The sequence below is a fragment of the Acaryochloris marina MBIC11017 genome (genome assembly GCF_000018105.1).
Classification (GTDB): domain Bacteria; phylum Cyanobacteriota; class Cyanobacteriia; order Thermosynechococcales; family Thermosynechococcaceae; genus Acaryochloris; species Acaryochloris marina.
In genome coordinates this window covers 1,267,033-1,284,101 of sequence record NC_009925.1, presented here as the reverse complement: position 1 = coordinate 1,284,101, position 17,069 = coordinate 1,267,033, and the positions used below count along the sequence as shown (strand labels likewise).

Here is a 17,069-nt window from a genome sequence, read left to right as displayed (position 1 = left end):
GGGTTAAATATCTCATGCATACCGAGGGTTATCACCGTATTAGCTGATAACTACCTCAAACGTCTACGTTATTGGAACAGTGCAGATCATAAAGGGGGGCCTTAGCTCAGACATTTTCTAGTATCTCTCTCTTGCAGAGATTTTGGCTGGGCTATTACAACTCAATTTCCCATACCCATTAAAATCGCTTCCCACCCCAAATCACTCGGCCAATAATCTGAAACTCCTCCGTCAACTGAGATAAATCCACCTCAATTGGCTGATAGATGGGATTATCACTAATAATCTTCAAAACCTTCCCTGATAACCAATGCAGACGCTTAATCTGCAAATGTCCATCCCGGCGCAACACATAAACCCCATCCGTTCCCCCTTCCGCTTGGTGCTGATCCACCAGCACCACATCTCCAGGTCGCAGAGTCGGTTCCATCGAATCTCCACTGACATGAATCAAACTCAAATGAGCTGGGCTAGTACGTAACTCACTGCGAATCCAAGATCGACTAAACGCCATCAGCTCCTCTATTTGCTCCTTGTCCTCAGCAATCATGCCTTCCCCAGCCCCCGCTCGAACATCATAGAGAGGGATTTGGACATAAGTGCCATCACCAATCCCCCCATCCACCCGCCGAATAGGTCCCCGGCCCAACACCAGCCATTCGATATTGACCTCAAGCTTTTCAGCCAGTAGCTCCAAATAGTTTCGAGCGGGTTCCGTTCCCGCCATCCATTTTCGGATCGTTCGGTCATTCACGCCGACCACTTTGGCGAGATGAGTTGCATTTTTGTACTCATCCACCAAGATAGCCATTCGACCTGTAAAACTATCTGCATTAAAGACCTTACGCATGGAGGTATCCACCACTGACTCATGCCAAGAATTATATGACTATTCTGCATGAATATCCTTTTTTGGGATAGTATATATATACTGCTTAAAGAAATTAGCTTTCTGCAGGTGTCCTATCCATGGGACTGACCAGCAGATAGGTTTTGCGTTGGGCATTTATATGTTTGAGATTCAAGACTTTATCAACTTCAACGCTAGCGGACGAGCGTACTGTCCTAGCTGCAGTCGTAAAAAGGGCCGTCGTCCATCCCAGAAAAGCTTGGCTCTGTTAGATAGTGGAGCATACAAGTGTCATGCAGGCTGTACCCCTGAAGAAATCCGCGACAGCCTAGGCACAGAAAAGTCTGTCGCTAAGAATCAGGTGAATTCAGATCCCCCGTTAGTCTATTTTGCGAATCAACTACAGGCGACTACAGATTGGCTGCTGAATGGCAATGATGGAAAACGAGGACAAGCCCAAAAGTGGTTGAAAGATCGAGGGATAACCACTGAGCTAATTCAACACTATCGTTTAGGTTTGGTGACTCATCATGGTCGATCTGGAATTATCATTCCTATTCCTGCGGATGATCAAGATACTCGTTACTACCGAAAGATCAGAGTTGAGCCTTGGAGCGATAAACCCGCCTGGTCTCAAAAAGGGATTCCAGCAATGGTTTACTTTACCCATTGGCCTCCTGGGGCAACCCAGACTTTCCTATGTGAGGGGGAATGGGATGCGATCTTGTTGGGTTGGGTGATGCGGAGCTGTAAGACAATTGCTGTAGCCACGTTTACTTGTGGCTGCAATGTGGTTCCTTCTGCTCGACAACTGGAGCGTTTGCCGGGGCAGGTCTCTATTTTCTATGACCGTGATGCCCCAGGACAACAGGGGGCTGAGAAGCTGGCTCTCCAATTGGGCAGTAGAGCCAGAATTGCTCAAGTTCCTTTTATTGGGACTGCTCCACCCCAAGGCTGGGATATTTCGGATGCTTTGAATGCTGGATGTAGTGTGGAGCAGATTCGGGCAGCGGCTCAGAAAGCTAAGAACCCTGTGAACACAGCCCATTCTGGACGACTGAGTTATGAGCAATGCCTAGAAGAAATTGAGAAAATTCTTCAGCTTGAAGACACAGCTCGTCAGCTCTGGGAACTGAATCGGCTAGCGAAACGAACCGATCTTTCTGCTGCTCAGTTACGAAAGCTGTATCAGACTCGATTGGACTGCGCTCGTCCCTTTGCACCAATGGACGTGGTCGATTTCTTGGCTTGTGCGCCAGAAAATCGGGAATGGATTATTGCTGGCAAGATTCCCAAGGCCAGCACCATTGCATTGATTGCGGATGGAGGCACGGGTAAAAGTCGGCTGAGCTATGATTTGGCGTTTGCAGTGGCCTCTGGACAAACTTGGAATGGCTATCGCACCACTCAGGGCAAGGTGTTGATTATCCAAACCGATGAGCCGGATGTGGATTTCTCCGATTCATTACGGGATGCCAATTATGAGCAGTTTCAACCGGGGATGGTTCAAGTAGAGACGGAGTGGCAGTTCTCTCAACTACCTCAGCTCCAACAGTGGATTGAGCAAGAGCGACCCACCCTGGTGATTATTGATTCGTTTACGGCAGCGAACCGGGCGAGTGAGCTAGCGGAGAAAGATACCAACTATGGGGCTTGTATCTATGACTTGCGGAATATTGCCAATACCTATGGATGTACGTTTCTGATTCTCCATCACACGAACAAGCTGGGGGAGAGCCGAGGGACAACTGCTATTCCCGATAATGTCAGCGAAGTTTGGTATCTCCGTCATCCTAAGCCAGAGGATAAGCTACCGGAGGATCAGCGGATCTGGAGTATCAATAAATCTCGCAGCCGCTGTTCGGGCAAGTTTGTGATCAGCTATGACCCGGATGATTGTGTGATTGTCTATCACGGGGATTATCAAGGCACGCCCCAAGGGCAAGGGAATTTGGAGGGGCGATTACTGGAGTATTTCCAGCAGTCGCCAGGAGTTCCATTTGAGGTAGCAGAACTGGCGACTCACTTCTGCAGTAGCCAATCCCATATGCGCCGCCTGGTTAAGCGGCTGTGGCGACAAGGCCATATTACAGAAGAGGTACGAGAGGTGGAGGCGAATAATGGACGAGGGGGTAAGTCTCGCAAAAAAGTCTTCGTGTCTCCCGAACTGGGTGATCAGATGACCAAAAGCCAGTCTGGGCATGGGTCGGTGTCACTTGACCAGGATTTACCTAAATCTGATCACATGACAAAAACAACGGTATATCAAGGATCTTTGTCAGGTGATCATCCATCTTGGGACACAGGCGATCTGCAACATGAAGGGTTAGATCTTGGTTCTGAAAGTGAGAAAGAGCTGCAAAACCAGTCAGACCAAGAGCCAGTGTCATCTGATCATTCCAATCAGCACCCACGAGATCTATATATATAGCCCTGATAAAAGTAGTCCTCCTCCAGAACTTAAACAAGGAGATTGGGTGGAACTATTGACGGGTTACTTTACGGGTCGCCAGGTGCAGGTGGTGGGGTTTCCTCGTAAAAAGCCTGGATGGGTGGAAGTCAAGGGTAAAGCTTGGTTGATCACGAAGGAATATCAACGCCAGGATGTACGACTGATTCGGAGGGCAAACGCATGACATCTTCAGCTAATTCACAACCCGCCGTTTGGTGTAATAAGCATGAGGCTGCTAAGATTGTCGGCCTCTCAGAATCCAGCTTGAAAAAACTTCGGTTGAGCAACCAGTTAGTTGAGGGTATCCATTGGGTTCGGTATTCCAGTCGCTGTGTCCGCTATAACGTCGAGTTGCTGAAGGACTGGGCTATGAATCGAAATAATACCCAGCTCCATAACCAAGCGATCGCAAATCATCTCAGTGCGCTGCCGTCCTATCAGTTGCCCGGCTCTGACTAGGGATTACACTTCGGTCGGTCTCAAACTCTCCAACTGGAGTTTGTCTAGGTACTTTTCTTCGATCACTTTGCTGGAATTACCAACCCAACGGGCAATAGTTGTAGAGGAATTACCGTGAACAGCTTGGAGTGTGATAAAGGTATCTCGACAGTTGTAAGGAGTCATCTTAATCCCACCTTTTACTTGCAGGTTCAGCGTGGTCAAGATCTTATTCCAAGCTCGATCCTTAAAATTGCTGGGACGAATAATTCCGCCTTTCGAAGATGGAAAAACTAGTGCATCCGGCTGGGGATTTTCAGGACGAATAGAATATAGTAGTTTCTGCAGTTTGGGTGTACAGCTGAACCATCGCTGTACACCTGTTTTGGTTTCCTCTCGGCGAACTAACTTACCCGATACTTCTACGATGCTTTCGTGGAAATGAATGCGATCGCAAGTCTTGTTCACACTTTCCCAGCGGAGTCCAATCGCTTCGCAAGGACGACAACCACTCCAGAACAGGAATTTAACAAAGGGAGCGTAATGCTGATAGTTAATTCCTTTCCCTCGATGTTCTTCAAAGGCAGTGATGATGCGATCTCGTTCTTCTACTGTGAAAGCGATGGGTGGAGGGGGCGTAGTTGCTTCTAATTCTTTGTACATTCCATCAAAGGGATTGGCCTCAATCAGGGAATGCTTCATTGCCCACTTACAAGCTGCCGACAACTGCATCAAGGTTCGTCGGGCTTGAGATTGGGTTGTTGCTTGCAGGAGTTCTAGCCTGAATTTCAAGGCATCTTCTAACCCATCGGTTGAACATCTACCTAGGTGAGCGGTGACAGGCTCATAGGTTCCATTCAATGTTTTGGGTGATGCTTGGGGCGCTTTGTAATTTAGGTACTGACTCCATAAATCAGTCAAAGTCAATTTTGGCTCGGTAATGTTCACGACCTTTTCTGGGGTTGTGAGCGCCGATTGAACCTTATATTTTTCTAGGTTGTCAGGATCGAACTCTCCGAAGGCGATATCACGCTCAACCTCTAAGGCTTTATCTTGTGCTTGCTTTCGATTAAAAGGGGTATCTCCTAAGCCAGTTGAGACAAAATAACGTTTGCCTCCAAAACTGAACACGATCTGTAGGCGATTGTTGCTGCAGCGGATCTGCACACTGCCCGTTTTGGCCTTCTTACGGCGTTCGGTGGAGTACATGTACTTGAGATAATTTGATCGATAACTCTACTATTTTATCTCAATCTTTATCTCAATCTGTACCCTAAACAGGTCTAACGGTACCCAACTAGGCCCAATGAAAAACAGAGAACTGCTCGTGAAACGTCCTCTGAAAGCCTTGTCTGATGGTTGAAAGCCTTGGTTTTTGTAGGAAGCCGATGATGCGATTTGAACGCACGGCCGCTCGATTACGAATCGAGTGCTCTACCACTGAGCTACATCGGCATGAAATTTGAAAATCCAGTATATCAGGTTGTTCAGCGCTAGTAACAGGTTCCTGAGAATTAGGCCCAAGCGGTTTGCGGACGGGCAAAAATCATGCGGCCTGCCGAGGTCTGTAACGCACTAGTCACCACGACTGGTACCTTGTCACCAATATGGTTGCTGGCTTCTTCTACCACCACCATCGTGCCATCTTCTAAATACCCCACCCCTTGGGCAGGCTCTTTACCTGCCTTGATGATTTTGAGATCTAAGCTATCTCCGGGTAGATAAATTGGTCGTAGGGACTTTGCCAAATCATTGACATTTAGAACCTGGATATTTTGGACGCTGGCGACTTTATTGAGGTTGTAGTCATTGGTGACCATGGATGCGTTGATATCCTGGGCCAGTCGCACCAGCTTCGCGTCCACGGTAGAAACATCCTCGTAATCAGCAGGATGTATGGTGATCCGTTCTGGATATTCTGTGCGCAAACGGTTGAGAATATCTAACCCTCTCCGCCCTCGGGCCCGTTTTTGGTCATTGCCTGCATCGGCAAGGGTTTGCAGTTCTTGCAAAATAAAACGAGGGACCAAAATTTGGCCATCCAAGAATCCCGTGAGCAATAGCCCCTCAATCCGGCCATCAATAATGCAGCTAGTATCCAAAACTTTCGTTGGGGACGGTTGTAGCGTTCCTTCCGCCAACAGCATGGTTTCAATGGAATTGGGATTGATCAGCCGCAAAATGGTTTGGCCATGAATGTCGGCTAGGGTTAACCCCAAAAATGCAAAAATCAGACTGCCCAAAACCGCTGCCGTGGGCTTAATAAATGCAAACTCCTTAGGTAATGGGAATAAAAAGATAGGAGCCAACATCAGATTGGCCACTAAAAGTCCCAGAAATAGACCAGCTGATCGGCTGAGTAAGACATCCGTGGGTAAAGCTTTTATCTTTTTCTCAATTCGACGGCAAGAGACCTGAGCGGCGAACCCGATACCCAAACTGAGGAGGGCCCCAAAGCCCGTAATTACCCACCGCAGACCGTCAATATTAACCCCTTCTAATTCGCTGGGGGTCAACAGGTCGGGTAAGATATCGACGCCCCGAAAACCAACTGCTGCACCTACAGCAATGAAGGTCAAGATGATAAATAGGTCTAGCATTGTCCTAGCTTACCGTTTAATAGGAGAGGCATACTTTTTTGGAGATAATAAGGGTGGGTTATCGAACTTCTTATTTTCTCAGAGAAAAATAGCTCTAATCATTATTATAGTGTCCTTATTTCAGGACCTTACGGCGTTTTTTTTCTTGACCAAAAAGATTCCTTTAAAATACGTAAATCTAGATCAACTTTGGTCGTAAATGGTCTGATTTTATCTTGAGGCAATCCAGTTTGTGAAAATAGCTCAACCTGCGCGGATTGCCAGCGCTTGGCCTACTTCTGCTTATATTCATATTCCGTTTTGTCGACGGCGTTGTTTTTATTGTGATTTTCCCATCTCGGTGATTGGAGATCACAAGCGAGGAGAGACCTCTTTGGCGATTGCCGATTATGTCAATCTTTTATGCCAGGAAATTGAGATCACTGCCTCGGGACCGCGCCCTCTAAAAACCCTCTTTTTCGGTGGTGGAACCCCTTCTCTGTTATCTGCTCAGCAATTAGAGCAGATTTTGCGGTGCTTAGAACAACAATTTGGCTTGGAGCCGGACATAGAAGTTTCCATTGAAATGGATCCAGGAACGTTTTCCTGGCCGCTCATGCGGCAGTTTAAGGCCTTGGGTATAACCAGAGTCAGTTTGGGGGTTCAAGCTTTTTCGGAGGAGTTGTTGCAAGCATGCGGGCGCTCCCATACAGTGGCGGATATCGGTGATGCGATCGCAATTCTCCACCAAGCCGGTATCACTAATTTTGGACTGGATTTGATTTCGGGCTTACCTAACCAAACTCTAGACCAATGGCAGGCCAGTTTAGAAGCAGCTTTAGCTTTGGAGCCCACTCATCTTTCCACCTATGACTTAGTGATTGAGCCCACGACCGTTTTTGGGAAAAAGTATCAGCCAGGAATCCAGCCCCTCCCCTCAGATGAAATCGCGGCACAGATGTATCGCCTCGCTGTCGCTACCCTAACCGCTGCTGGCTATGACCATTACGAAATCTCTAACTATGCCCGTCCAGGGTATACCTGTCGGCATAATCAAGTTTATTGGCGCAACAACCCCTATTATGGCTTCGGCATGGGGGCGACCAGCTATGTGCATGGACAAAGGGTTAGCCGTCCTCGGACCCGCAAAGCTTATGCCGATTGGGTAAAACGGCTGATTGCAGCCCAAGGGCAGATGAACGATGCAGTGAGTTCTGACCTGGACATTTTGCTGGAAACCCTAATGATGGGCCTCAGATTGTCAACGGGGGTCTCCCTCTCCACATTGCAAGATCTGGCCAGCCCTCAGATAGTGAATACTTTGCTACAGTGTCTCGCTCCCTACCAGAAGCAGGGCTGGGTGCAGTTACCTCACCATCCAGAGGAGGCCATCCGTTTAACGGACCCGGACGGCTTCTTGTTCTCTAACACGATTCTGACGGCGATTTGGCAGGCTTTAGATCCATAAGCTGTTTCCCAGTCCTTGAGAGTAGAGGTATTGTTCAAGGGCTGGGGAAACATTGTCGTCTAGGTGGTTAGATCCAAACTCGATTGGATGGTTAATTCCAATGCGGCTGGATCGACGACTATCACGCTGTCTTTAGGGGCAGAGGGGCTGGTGGCTACCCCACTTAGCAAGGCACCAGTGAGTAAACTGCCTAAGTTAAACCCACTGCCTAGGACGGAGTTCAGAATGGTTCGACCGGCTGTTGTACTAATAGCACCTCTAATATCATTGGGTTTGACGGATTGCCGAGAAACCGCTACCTGGGGATCAGAGTTGGCTCTGATGTCGTAGCTACGAGTCCCTACTTTGAGGGTTTTAGCTACAAACTGTGTCCCAGGGGTTGTGCCGACATTAACCGGTACCAGTGTCCCTTCGATCAGACTGCCTTTGGGAATAAGCACTGTACCTGCAGTATTGACAATGTCCTCTGCGACTTCTAGCTTAGTGTCTACCGTTTCTCCGGGGGCAACAATCAGATTGACTTTGTTGGGTCCTGGATATCGGACAGGAATCTTGGAGCCAGAGGCAATGATACTCCCCGTATTGATTGGTGTGCTGGGTTGCTCTGGGGAGGCGGTGCCGTCTAGTTTGACAATGTAGTTATTGGCCCGCGCTTTGTCAGAGATCGGATCTAAATCCCCTTGATCGACCAAGGCTTGGTAGACAAAGGCTGCAATTTCGGCCCGAGTGGCTTGCTGATTGGGATTTAAAAAGTTGGCATTGGGATAGTTGACAACTAAACCTGCTTCCGTCGCTGCTGTGACACCTTTGTCGGCATAGCCAGGGATATCTGCTGCATCCCGAAAAGTCGCGAGTACCTCATCCGTGGGAGCATCGGGTTCTAACTCTAGACCACTCGCTAAAGAGACTAGGGCTTGGACTTTGGGGATTCTTTGATTGGGTTGAAATAAATTTCCCGGGTAACCTGACATAAAGCGAGTGCTGTAAGCCTTACCAATGGCAGGCTGGGCCCAATGATTGGTGGGGACATCCGCAAAACCTCGATACTGGCGGGTAGACTCACGATCAAATGCCTGGCGAACAATCGCTGCAAATTGAGCACGGGTGACAGGCTGATCAGGTTTGAAGGTCCCGTCCGGGAAGCCTTTAATGACATTCTCCTCAGCTAGTTTTTCGATAAATGGGCGCGCCCAATATCCAAGGCTGACATCAGAAAAATTGGCTTGGGCCGATGCAGGGAGTGCTGAGAAAATGGGCGCAATGGCGCTGAGGGATACTCCCCAGGTCAGGGCAATTCTAGAAAATCGTGGGGAAACACGCAGCATGCGAAAGGACCCTCCAAGTAATTTATAAAAATAGAGTTTTCTTCCCTTTGAGTATCGAAGGGATCGGTCCAGAAACCAGAAAGTGCAGAATTTATTTTATTTTATTTTCAAAAATAAATCTGTGGTGACTGCGACGCCGTCTTTATACCATTCACTTGGAGCTTGAGGGATTTAACAAGCACTGTTGCAGGGTTTGAGCAATCTTGGCAGAGGCACCGGGTAATCCCATGCGATGGCGGCCATTTTTAAGCCAAATTTGTGGCTGTCGGTATTGCTCCTGAACAGCCGATAGCATATGAGGCAACTCTTCCGGTGTTCTGATGTGATAAATAGAGGGGCCTAAGAGCTGAGCCTGGGCTGCTGCAAATTGGGCCGTGAACTGAGGCCCATGGCCCGGCATCGTGATGACAGGCTTACCGAGGCCGACGGCTTGCTCTGTGGCGGTACCAGCCATCGCCAGGACAATATTGGCAATCGACAAGCAATCTCTAAAACCATTGGGCACCAGCAGTAGGGAATGTTGATGCTGTTGATAGTGAAGAAGGGCTGTGTTGTCCTGAGCAGACCATCCATACTGCATCAGTATCTTTTGGAGTGGCAGCTGATCAATACCGGGTGCGATCGCACCTAAAAACACATACCCCTGTTGAGTCGGGTCTAAGCCTGCAATGGCTGAGATCATCAGCTGCCAATTCCTAAAGACTTCAGGAGCGTGAGACCCCGGTAACAACAGAATTTTGCAGCCAGGGGGTAGCTCAGGTAATTCACTTTGAGGCTCCAACTCGTCCATCATCGGATTACCGCAGTCGAAAACGGGGATGGACCAGCGCTGTAGGGTTGTTGCCGTGGTGCGATCACGAGGGAATACGCCCCGACAACGCTTATGGGTCATCAGCCAACGTTCCCAAGGCCAATAAACAGAAGGCCTTAGATAAGAAGGATGACTGCCTCTGTAATATTCAGACTTAGCAGTACCAACGAAGGCATAGGGTAAACCACTCCACCATGCCATTGTCAGAGGCACAATATCTCCAACTGCCAAAACTACTCTGCCCTGATGAGACCATTGTCCAACAGCCCTGATTTGTCGCAGAGTGAGGCCAAGGAACCCTTCTTGTAGATCTTGGCCAAATTCATGTCCCCAAAAACCGCCTGACACAAACGCCTTGCCTTTCACTAAACAAGGGATATTCTGTTCCCCATAACTCTGACCAATGCCCACAATCGGTAATGCATCAACATTGAGTTTGGGGATGTCTTGACGCAATACTTGCAGAATACGCATAGCAACCAGATCTTCACCATGCCCATTGCTGATGACTAACAGTTGGATGTTGCTGTGTTGTTGGGCTGCCATACGCTTCAGCAAGCCTCCACTTCCATATCCGAAGAGTTATGGTTACGTAACCTCACTGGATAACAGGGAGTGGGGCACATGTCTAGGAGAAAAGCTTTAGATCAGACTTGTTTCTGATTGCTAATGCTTATTAAGAGTGGTTGCGAGCAGATGTCTATAAATGATGAAGCAGAGATATCAATCAAGCCATCGAACAGATGGATCCCAGTGATTGAAAGGTTTTTCTATATTCTGAAGATGCTTAATAAAACATTACATAGCGTTACTTTCTGTGTGGAATCTTAGTGGTGAAAACGCTAAAAATTAAGTAGTCTGAAGCGTTACCCCGATTCTGTTTTCAACAACAGCTTGGAGATAAGGGCTGATTGATCTGGATATTCGATCCAAAACTGCATATGGATAACGGATTGAATGCATTCTGCAAGGTATACTTGAGCTTCAATTGGCTGGTTAAATAGTGGACATTCCGCGTTTGCTGGTTTCTTACGAGTCGCTTTGATTCTCAAGCACTAATGGATAAATTCCTGAACCGCTTGTTGTACAGTGCGCGGCATCGTAACATTATTTCATCCGCCTGTTTAAGATACTTGCATTTTCCTGTGACATAAATTTTATCAGGCGAAATTTTATAGAGTCGTTTTTCCTCAAAACATTATCCTTTTGGAATAAAGAAAATGGCAACAAAAGTCGATACTGCTCCTGAATATCCCTGGTATTCGGGCAATAGCCGCCTCGAAGATCCTGCGGTTCAAGGCAAATGGTTGGCTGCTCATATTGCTCAGATTGCACTAATTGTTTTCTGGGTTGGGCTCAACACTTTTTCTGAGAACCAAGCCTTTGATACAAGCCTCCCAATGTTTGACCAAGGATTAGTTCTAATCCCTCACTTGGCTGCTTTGGGTTTTGGTGTTGGTTCAGGTGGTGTTGTCACTAATACCTTCGTTTTTACCCAAATCGGTGCCATTCATATGGTGTCCAGCTTCGTTCTGTTTGGAGGTGCATACTTCCATGCGAAAATTGGCCCTTCTGTATTGGCTGATGGCGGACGTGGCAATACTGACCAATTTGCGTTCTCTTGGGATGATCCTAAGAAACTCGGTTATATCCTTGGTCATCACCTCGTGTTGATTGGTACGGGTGCTTTGCTATTCGTTCTGTGGATCAAGTTCCACGGTATCTATGACCCCACGATTGGTGAAGTTCGTACCGTTGCTGCACCTGGATCTACAATCGGCGATGTGGTTCTAAAGTATGGCTGGTTTACACCTGGCTATAACTGCTTCTTTGTCGATAACTTAGAAGACTTAGCTTCTGGACATTTGTTTATTGGTTTAGTCGACATTGCTGGTGGTATTTTCCATATCAATGTTGCTCCTTTGCCCTGGTCCAAGGTCGTCAACAAGTATACTTACTCTCCTGATGGTCTCTTAGGTACTGCCATTGGTGGCCTCGCCCTCATGGGATTCATCTCCGCTTATTTCTGTGCAGTGAATACTCTTGTTTATCCTGTAGAGTTCTTTGGTCCTGCACTGGAAGTGAAGTTCGGTATTGCTCCTTACTTTAAGGACACAGCTGATCTCGCAGATGGTTTCTACACATCCCGTGCTTGGTTGGCAAATATTACTTACTACCTAGCTTTCTATATGTTGCAAGGTCACCTCTATCACACCTTAAAAGCAATGGGCTTCAAGTTTGAAGATATCCCTGCTGTTATTGCTCGTGATACAGGTAATGCTCCTGCATAAACCTTCACCACTTTTCTAAAAATTTATAATCTGCTAGTTCCTAGAACTAGCAGATTTTTTTGTAGGTAACCCTGCTTTTAGAGCTTTAAAGTGGATGCCATCTGATCTAGCTCTTGGCGGGATGGGGTGGGAATATCTTTATCACCGAATTTGACATTTCCATCCTCACAGTAGGCATAGTGTTTATGCATGATATCTAGGGGGCCATATTGGGGAATGAGATGCAGATGAGCATGGGCGACGGTAAAGCCATGCACTAACATGCCTATCCGCAATGGCTTGTAAACTGTCATGATCTTCCGGCCCACTTGTTGGGCGACCACAATCACTTTCGCAGCTAAAGGATCTGGGACGTTGGTGAAATGGTCAATATGAGCTTTAGGAATGACCAAACAGGCCCCTGGATAGACCGGATGTAATGGGATAAAGGCCATCACTGCTTCATCTTCGTAGACGGTGCTGACGGGCGCATCGCCTTGTGCGATCGCACAAAAAGGACAAGTATCTATCACATTTATCGCTCCAACTATTCAGGGGATTTGCCTATGTTTCCCATCCTGTCGACAAACCTGGAGTAGACCACTCAAATCCCAGTTCTTGTCTTTCCCAGGATGATGGTAAGAGATGTTTTTGCCCGAGATAGCATGTAGATGTTAAGTCCTACTAAGACAAGCGGAGCAAACAGCAGATTTGTCCACAATATTAATGCGTCAATGTCTGTGAATACGACCCATTAATCATTAATGTCTATTCCATTTGATTCAAGTTCTGCCCAAAAGCGCCTCGAAACATTTTGGCAGCTGGCCGCCAGTTTTGGCATGGAACGGAATGCCTATCACAATTATCTCAATGAAATTGTTAGCGATCGGTATGCCCTGATTAATGGTCTTCAGCTACTCCGAGATGAACTACAGTTTGCGGCAGCTAGCAAAACGGATATCAATGTGTGCGGTGCCGATTTAAGCTTACCGAGTGTGGTCACAACCTTGGCTTATACCAATTGTGGTGATCGGATCCACCAAGGTGAAGCGACAAAGCGATATCGAGATGTTGTTGCCTCTCGATTTGCAACCCTATCGGAAATTGGAGAGCTGAAACTCGAAGCCTTTTTCCCCGCAGGCGGAGGAACAGATAATGGGGCAACCCTTGCCCATGTCACTGTGGCTCATCAAATTGATGAATCCCTTCGTCGTCGTCTTTATGCCGGTAACCCTGAATCTATGGTGTTGGTCGCCATTGATCTCAAAACCCATGTGGGGCGATTACGTGAAGACGGGCAACGAGTATATGGTAAAACCCGCGAGTCGCCCTGGCGGGAACCTCGGGCAGCCTGTGGAGCCATTGCCGATGCCTTAAGTCACTATCATCCCCATAATTTGATACATAGACGCATCCGGGATGATTTAGGAGAAAAAAATTTCCAGTTCCTTTCTACCCAAAAAATCTATACCGAAGAAGGCGTAGATATTACCTTAGCTGTTGCATCTGCAATCGTTGCCATTCGCGGGATTCGCAACACCTCTATGGCCTTGACTCAAGAAATGGACGAGAGGGGGCTGGCACATTTAACAGCCAGTACCACCGTGAATAGACCTTCTAGAGATGATCTTGTGATCTATCTTGCCCGCGCAACGGTCTTTCAAGGGAAAGTCCATATCCAGAGCCTTGGTTCAAAAGCAGAACTTTATGGCGGCAAATTAGTAGATTATGCGGGTGAGCGTCGGCTACAGCTGACTTATGATAACCACGACATCAATAATCTGCCGATAGAGGAGATATCCTACCAAATTCATGCCTCTGGCTTATAGGTTGGAAAGTCTTCGCTTCAAAAGTGTTTGATTCAGCCATCTCTCATCATCATGACAGGTCAATGATGGCTGATTATTTGAATTTTGAGAGTACCATTTGCTACCCAGGCTTCAATCCATTTACTACTCGGGCTTCAATCCTTTAACCTGGATAATGGCCTCTGGATGAGAAGACAGAGAATGGAGAATGTGTTGTTCATTTAGATATAAAGAGAGCTGAATACGATTAGACGTATGTGTTATCTCTAGCTCTATCTGGTCATCAGAAATGGATTGATACTGAACATCAATGGGCGGTACAACGCCCCGTGCAGGACATAAGATCCAGGCAAACGTTGCTGTTGTAGACAGATGGGATGAATAGATCGCTGTTGGATTCGGTTGTTTATGGTTATATTCTTTACTCCACCAACCTTGAATCGGCTCCATACTCCCTCTGGCAATATCGATATCCCAAGACAGATTATCCGTCGGAACAATTCTTAAATTGCCGCAATTCTCATTAGTAGTGACGATAGAGGAACCTTGAACTTCAAGATTGCAATCAGGGTGAAAGTGCCAAAGGGTTTGAATTTGATGAGCGTTGCTTGCAGATACACGATCAATCACAACCCAATATTGATGGCGCAGATAGACTAAGAATCGTGAATGGATGACTTTGTCTGCGACTCCTTGATACCCTTGATCAAATTTGCCATAGGCAAAATCAAACTCTGGTGTCGAATAAAACTGCTGTTCGACGGGGTTCAGTGCTTCACCGATGCCTGCATTTTGGCCCTGACCATCCACAAGGATAGTGTTGTGGCTAGCTGAGTTCCTAAAATAATGCCAAAAGGAATCTCGTTTGTAGTGATAACGTCCGCTATCCACTAATAAATCTCGACCAAATGCGGCAACAGAAAGATGCAATTTATCATTGTGGGTATGGTAGTTAATGCCGTGGGGACCCACATCAAAAAATGCCCAATGAGCATCTTTATTCCAACTGCTTCGCATAATCACTTGGCCTGCCCAAGGAAAGAGAATAGATGGGGAGAGAGGACCGTCTCCTTCCTGGCCATTGGATGCAATATATTGCCAATCAGAGCGGTTATATAGATTGGCAACGCTTTTGATGGTTGTTCGAAGCTCATCTCGATCCGAATCATTATTGAGGGGGGAACTACCATCTGGCCGCATTGCGAATGCCAGATAGTTCCACATCCTCTCTAATGTTTTGCCAAAAGAGATAGACAAATTGTGGCCAGAAAGCTGCATTAATTTGGCAAAATTATCGAAATCTAGCAAAGTCACTCGATGGTAGTGACTCGTTAGCTCTTTATGGCTGCCATCAGGATAGACTTGCAATTCAATCTCGCGGGACATGTGAAATTGGGCGTAAGTCAACCAAGATTGGGAGAATTTAAACTCAGGCCAGCATATTGCTAGAGTTGCTAGTCCGTTCATCTCGCGAGCAAGCCAGTTCGCCCCCCAGGTGTGGCAATGACGCAGAAAATTACCATGTACGGGCAAAATTGCGAGCATTAGCAGATGATCGACGTCTGAAAAGTTGGGACTCTCAAGCAATCCATAAAAAATGGGAGCCCAGTGCAAAATGCGACAAGCGACTTCCCGACCTCGCCACTGAGCCCAGTAGTGGGTGTTAGGGGCTGCAATGCTAGTTAATATCCAATCTCTGATACTGAGGTAAATATATTGAACATAATCTGAGTTGCCACTTCTTAAATAGGCATGAAAAAGATCGACAACATGGTAATGTCTGTTCAAAAACCATGCCCACTCAGAATCTTCTTTAGTACCTAGATAAGACCAATTAAAACGATCATTGTCTTGTGGGACGGTGCCACTTATACGTTGGAAGATAAATTCATTGTTTAAAATATGGTCTGCATCTAAATCCTTGTTAAATTTTTGCTCTGGAAGTAAATTCTTCCAGCCTATTTTATCTGGCTTATTTCGAAAATATGTAATTAACGAGTGGCTGGCTTGAGTATAGTCACCCTTATTGACATATTCTCTGACTGTCTCTAGGCCAGGATGTTCAATATTGATGTTTTCAAATAGATTCGTTATTAGCTTTGGATGTTTCTGACATAGCTCATCAACTGATTTCAATTGATTTCCATCAGACTTTTTGTTCGATAAAGTTAGGCCAATATAGTGTTTAAAGAAACTAACAAGCGTTAGTTTCTTAACTTTGCTACTTGTAATTGCTACTTTATTGAAAGCCTGTTGAATATACGGCTGCAGAATTAACATCAGTTCTAATTTACTAAATTCAGGCAGAATGCGTTTTTAGAGGGTATCTTTGAGGGTTTAGGGCTGCATAATTAGATCTCTGGATGCCAGGAGAATGAGAATCGATATTTCCATATTACGCTTCAATTGATTCGCAGCAAAATATCTAAAATGATACTTGCAATATTGCTATAGAGAACGAGGATTCGATAATCCATGCTTTGTATTCTATTTGACAGACAACAGAAACTACCTTGAATAATCCAGTAGTAGAGGATTAGCGAATGTTAAAAGATATCAGGCTTATGTACACCAGTAAATCATGAGTAAAATCGACGAATTGTCACAGATAATAAATAAAAACTACTGATAAAGAATTAATTAAGTAGATGTTGAAGTATGAAAAACGATTGTATTTGACTTAATATCCATGATTTAAAAAACAAATTACTTTCTTTTTTTTAGTAAGAATAGACCTCTTGCAATATTCGTTTCATGATGTGTTACTAACTAAATTTATGCTGCGATCTGACTTGGATTTTTAGTCATCTACCATACCGTTAGCCGAATTATGCAAGAGGTCTAATTAGATCACTGAAAATACAAGCTCTAGTCTTTGCCTCATTGGATATTGACCTAGATAAAGTCCAAATATTATACTAAAGGACTAATTAAAAATTAATTTCTATTCCTTTTGTGCTCGTTGCCATGGCTTCTGATCTTAACGGTTCCTCAGATTAGTTTGAGGCAATATTTTACACTAAAAATAGTCTGATAATCATGTTTGTCGCTTTTGAAATAGTAAGGAG

Annotated in this window: 13 protein-coding genes and 1 tRNA gene; 6 read left to right on the top strand and 8 right to left on the bottom strand. The window is 46.0% G+C overall.

All coding sequences use genetic code 11. The features are described from left to right. Positions 1-178: 178 nt before the first annotated feature. Positions 179-862 carry a S24 family peptidase gene (locus AM1_RS05760; RefSeq protein ID WP_012161863.1) on the bottom strand — a complete coding sequence of 228 codons (684 nt, stop codon included), beginning with the start codon at positions 860-862 and terminating at the stop codon, positions 179-181. A gap of 148 nt (positions 863-1,010) precedes the next feature. On the opposite strand from AM1_RS05760, the gene AM1_RS05755 reads away from it, so the two are divergent. From AM1_RS05755 to AM1_RS05750, 3 genes are read left to right on the top strand one after another with little or no spacing between them, the layout of a single operon-like run. Then, on the top strand, positions 1,011-3,281 hold the full coding sequence (locus tag AM1_RS05755; RefSeq protein WP_012161862.1) for an AAA family ATPase: 2,271 nt from the start codon (positions 1,011-1,013) through the stop codon (positions 3,279-3,281). Positions 3,282-3,327: 46 nt separating this feature from the next. Beyond that, positions 3,328-3,486, top strand: coding sequence for a hypothetical protein (locus tag AM1_RS40860; RefSeq protein WP_012161861.1), 159 nt, complete (start codon positions 3,328-3,330; stop codon positions 3,484-3,486). Continuing rightward, positions 3,483-3,761 (top strand): hypothetical protein, encoded by a 279-nt coding sequence (locus AM1_RS05750; RefSeq protein WP_012161860.1) that lies wholly within the window; start codon positions 3,483-3,485, stop codon positions 3,759-3,761. The genes AM1_RS40860 and AM1_RS05750 overlap by 4 nt, the downstream gene beginning before the upstream one ends. A gap of 3 nt (positions 3,762-3,764) precedes the next feature. Here the strand turns inward: AM1_RS05750 and AM1_RS05745 are convergent, their stop codons facing one another. The 3 genes from AM1_RS05745 to AM1_RS05735 all read right to left on the bottom strand — a co-directional run bounded on the left by AM1_RS05745 (position 3,765) and on the right by AM1_RS05735 (position 6,340). Next, positions 3,765-4,949 (bottom strand): Arm DNA-binding domain-containing protein, encoded by a 1,185-nt coding sequence (locus tag AM1_RS05745; RefSeq protein WP_012161859.1) that lies wholly within the window; start codon positions 4,947-4,949, stop codon positions 3,765-3,767. 174 nt (positions 4,950-5,123) lie between these two features. Continuing rightward, positions 5,124-5,195, bottom strand: a tRNA-Thr gene (locus AM1_RS05740). A gap of 59 nt (positions 5,196-5,254) precedes the next feature. Then, entirely contained in the window at positions 5,255-6,340 is a 1,086-nt protein-coding gene (locus AM1_RS05735; RefSeq protein ID WP_010472841.1) for a PIN/TRAM domain-containing protein, read from the bottom strand. Positions 6,341-6,572: 232 nt separating this feature from the next. On the opposite strand from AM1_RS05735, the gene hemW reads away from it, so the two are divergent. Beyond that, positions 6,573-7,787, top strand: coding sequence for a radical SAM family heme chaperone HemW (gene hemW, locus AM1_RS05725; protein ID WP_012161858.1), 1,215 nt, complete (start codon positions 6,573-6,575; stop codon positions 7,785-7,787). A gap of 59 nt (positions 7,788-7,846) precedes the next feature. Here the strand turns inward: hemW and AM1_RS05720 are convergent, their stop codons facing one another. Next, entirely contained in the window at positions 7,847-9,112 is a 1,266-nt protein-coding gene (locus tag AM1_RS05720) for an S-layer homology domain-containing protein (RefSeq protein ID WP_012161857.1), read from the bottom strand. 151 nt (positions 9,113-9,263) lie between these two features. Further along, positions 9,264-10,469, bottom strand: coding sequence for a lipid-A-disaccharide synthase-related protein (locus AM1_RS05715; protein WP_012161856.1), 1,206 nt, complete (start codon positions 10,467-10,469; stop codon positions 9,264-9,266). 674 nt (positions 10,470-11,143) lie between these two features. On the opposite strand from AM1_RS05715, the gene AM1_RS05710 reads away from it, so the two are divergent. Then, positions 11,144-12,214, top strand: coding sequence for a chlorophyll a/b binding light-harvesting protein (locus AM1_RS05710; RefSeq protein WP_012161854.1), 1,071 nt, complete (start codon positions 11,144-11,146; stop codon positions 12,212-12,214). A gap of 77 nt (positions 12,215-12,291) precedes the next feature. Here the strand turns inward: AM1_RS05710 and AM1_RS05705 are convergent, their stop codons facing one another. Next, on the bottom strand, positions 12,292-12,726 hold the full coding sequence (locus AM1_RS05705; RefSeq protein ID WP_012161853.1) for an HIT family protein: 435 nt from the start codon (positions 12,724-12,726) through the stop codon (positions 12,292-12,294). A gap of 231 nt (positions 12,727-12,957) precedes the next feature. On the opposite strand from AM1_RS05705, the gene AM1_RS05700 reads away from it, so the two are divergent. Beyond that, positions 12,958-14,022 (top strand): hypothetical protein, encoded by a 1,065-nt coding sequence (locus AM1_RS05700; protein WP_012161852.1) that lies wholly within the window; start codon positions 12,958-12,960, stop codon positions 14,020-14,022. A gap of 123 nt (positions 14,023-14,145) precedes the next feature. On the opposite strand, the gene AM1_RS05695 is transcribed toward AM1_RS05700, so the two are convergent. Next, a complete protein-coding gene (locus AM1_RS05695; RefSeq protein ID WP_012161851.1) occupies positions 14,146-16,137 on the bottom strand; it encodes an alginate lyase family protein in 1,992 nt (663 codons plus the stop codon). Positions 16,138-17,069 lie beyond the last annotated feature (932 nt).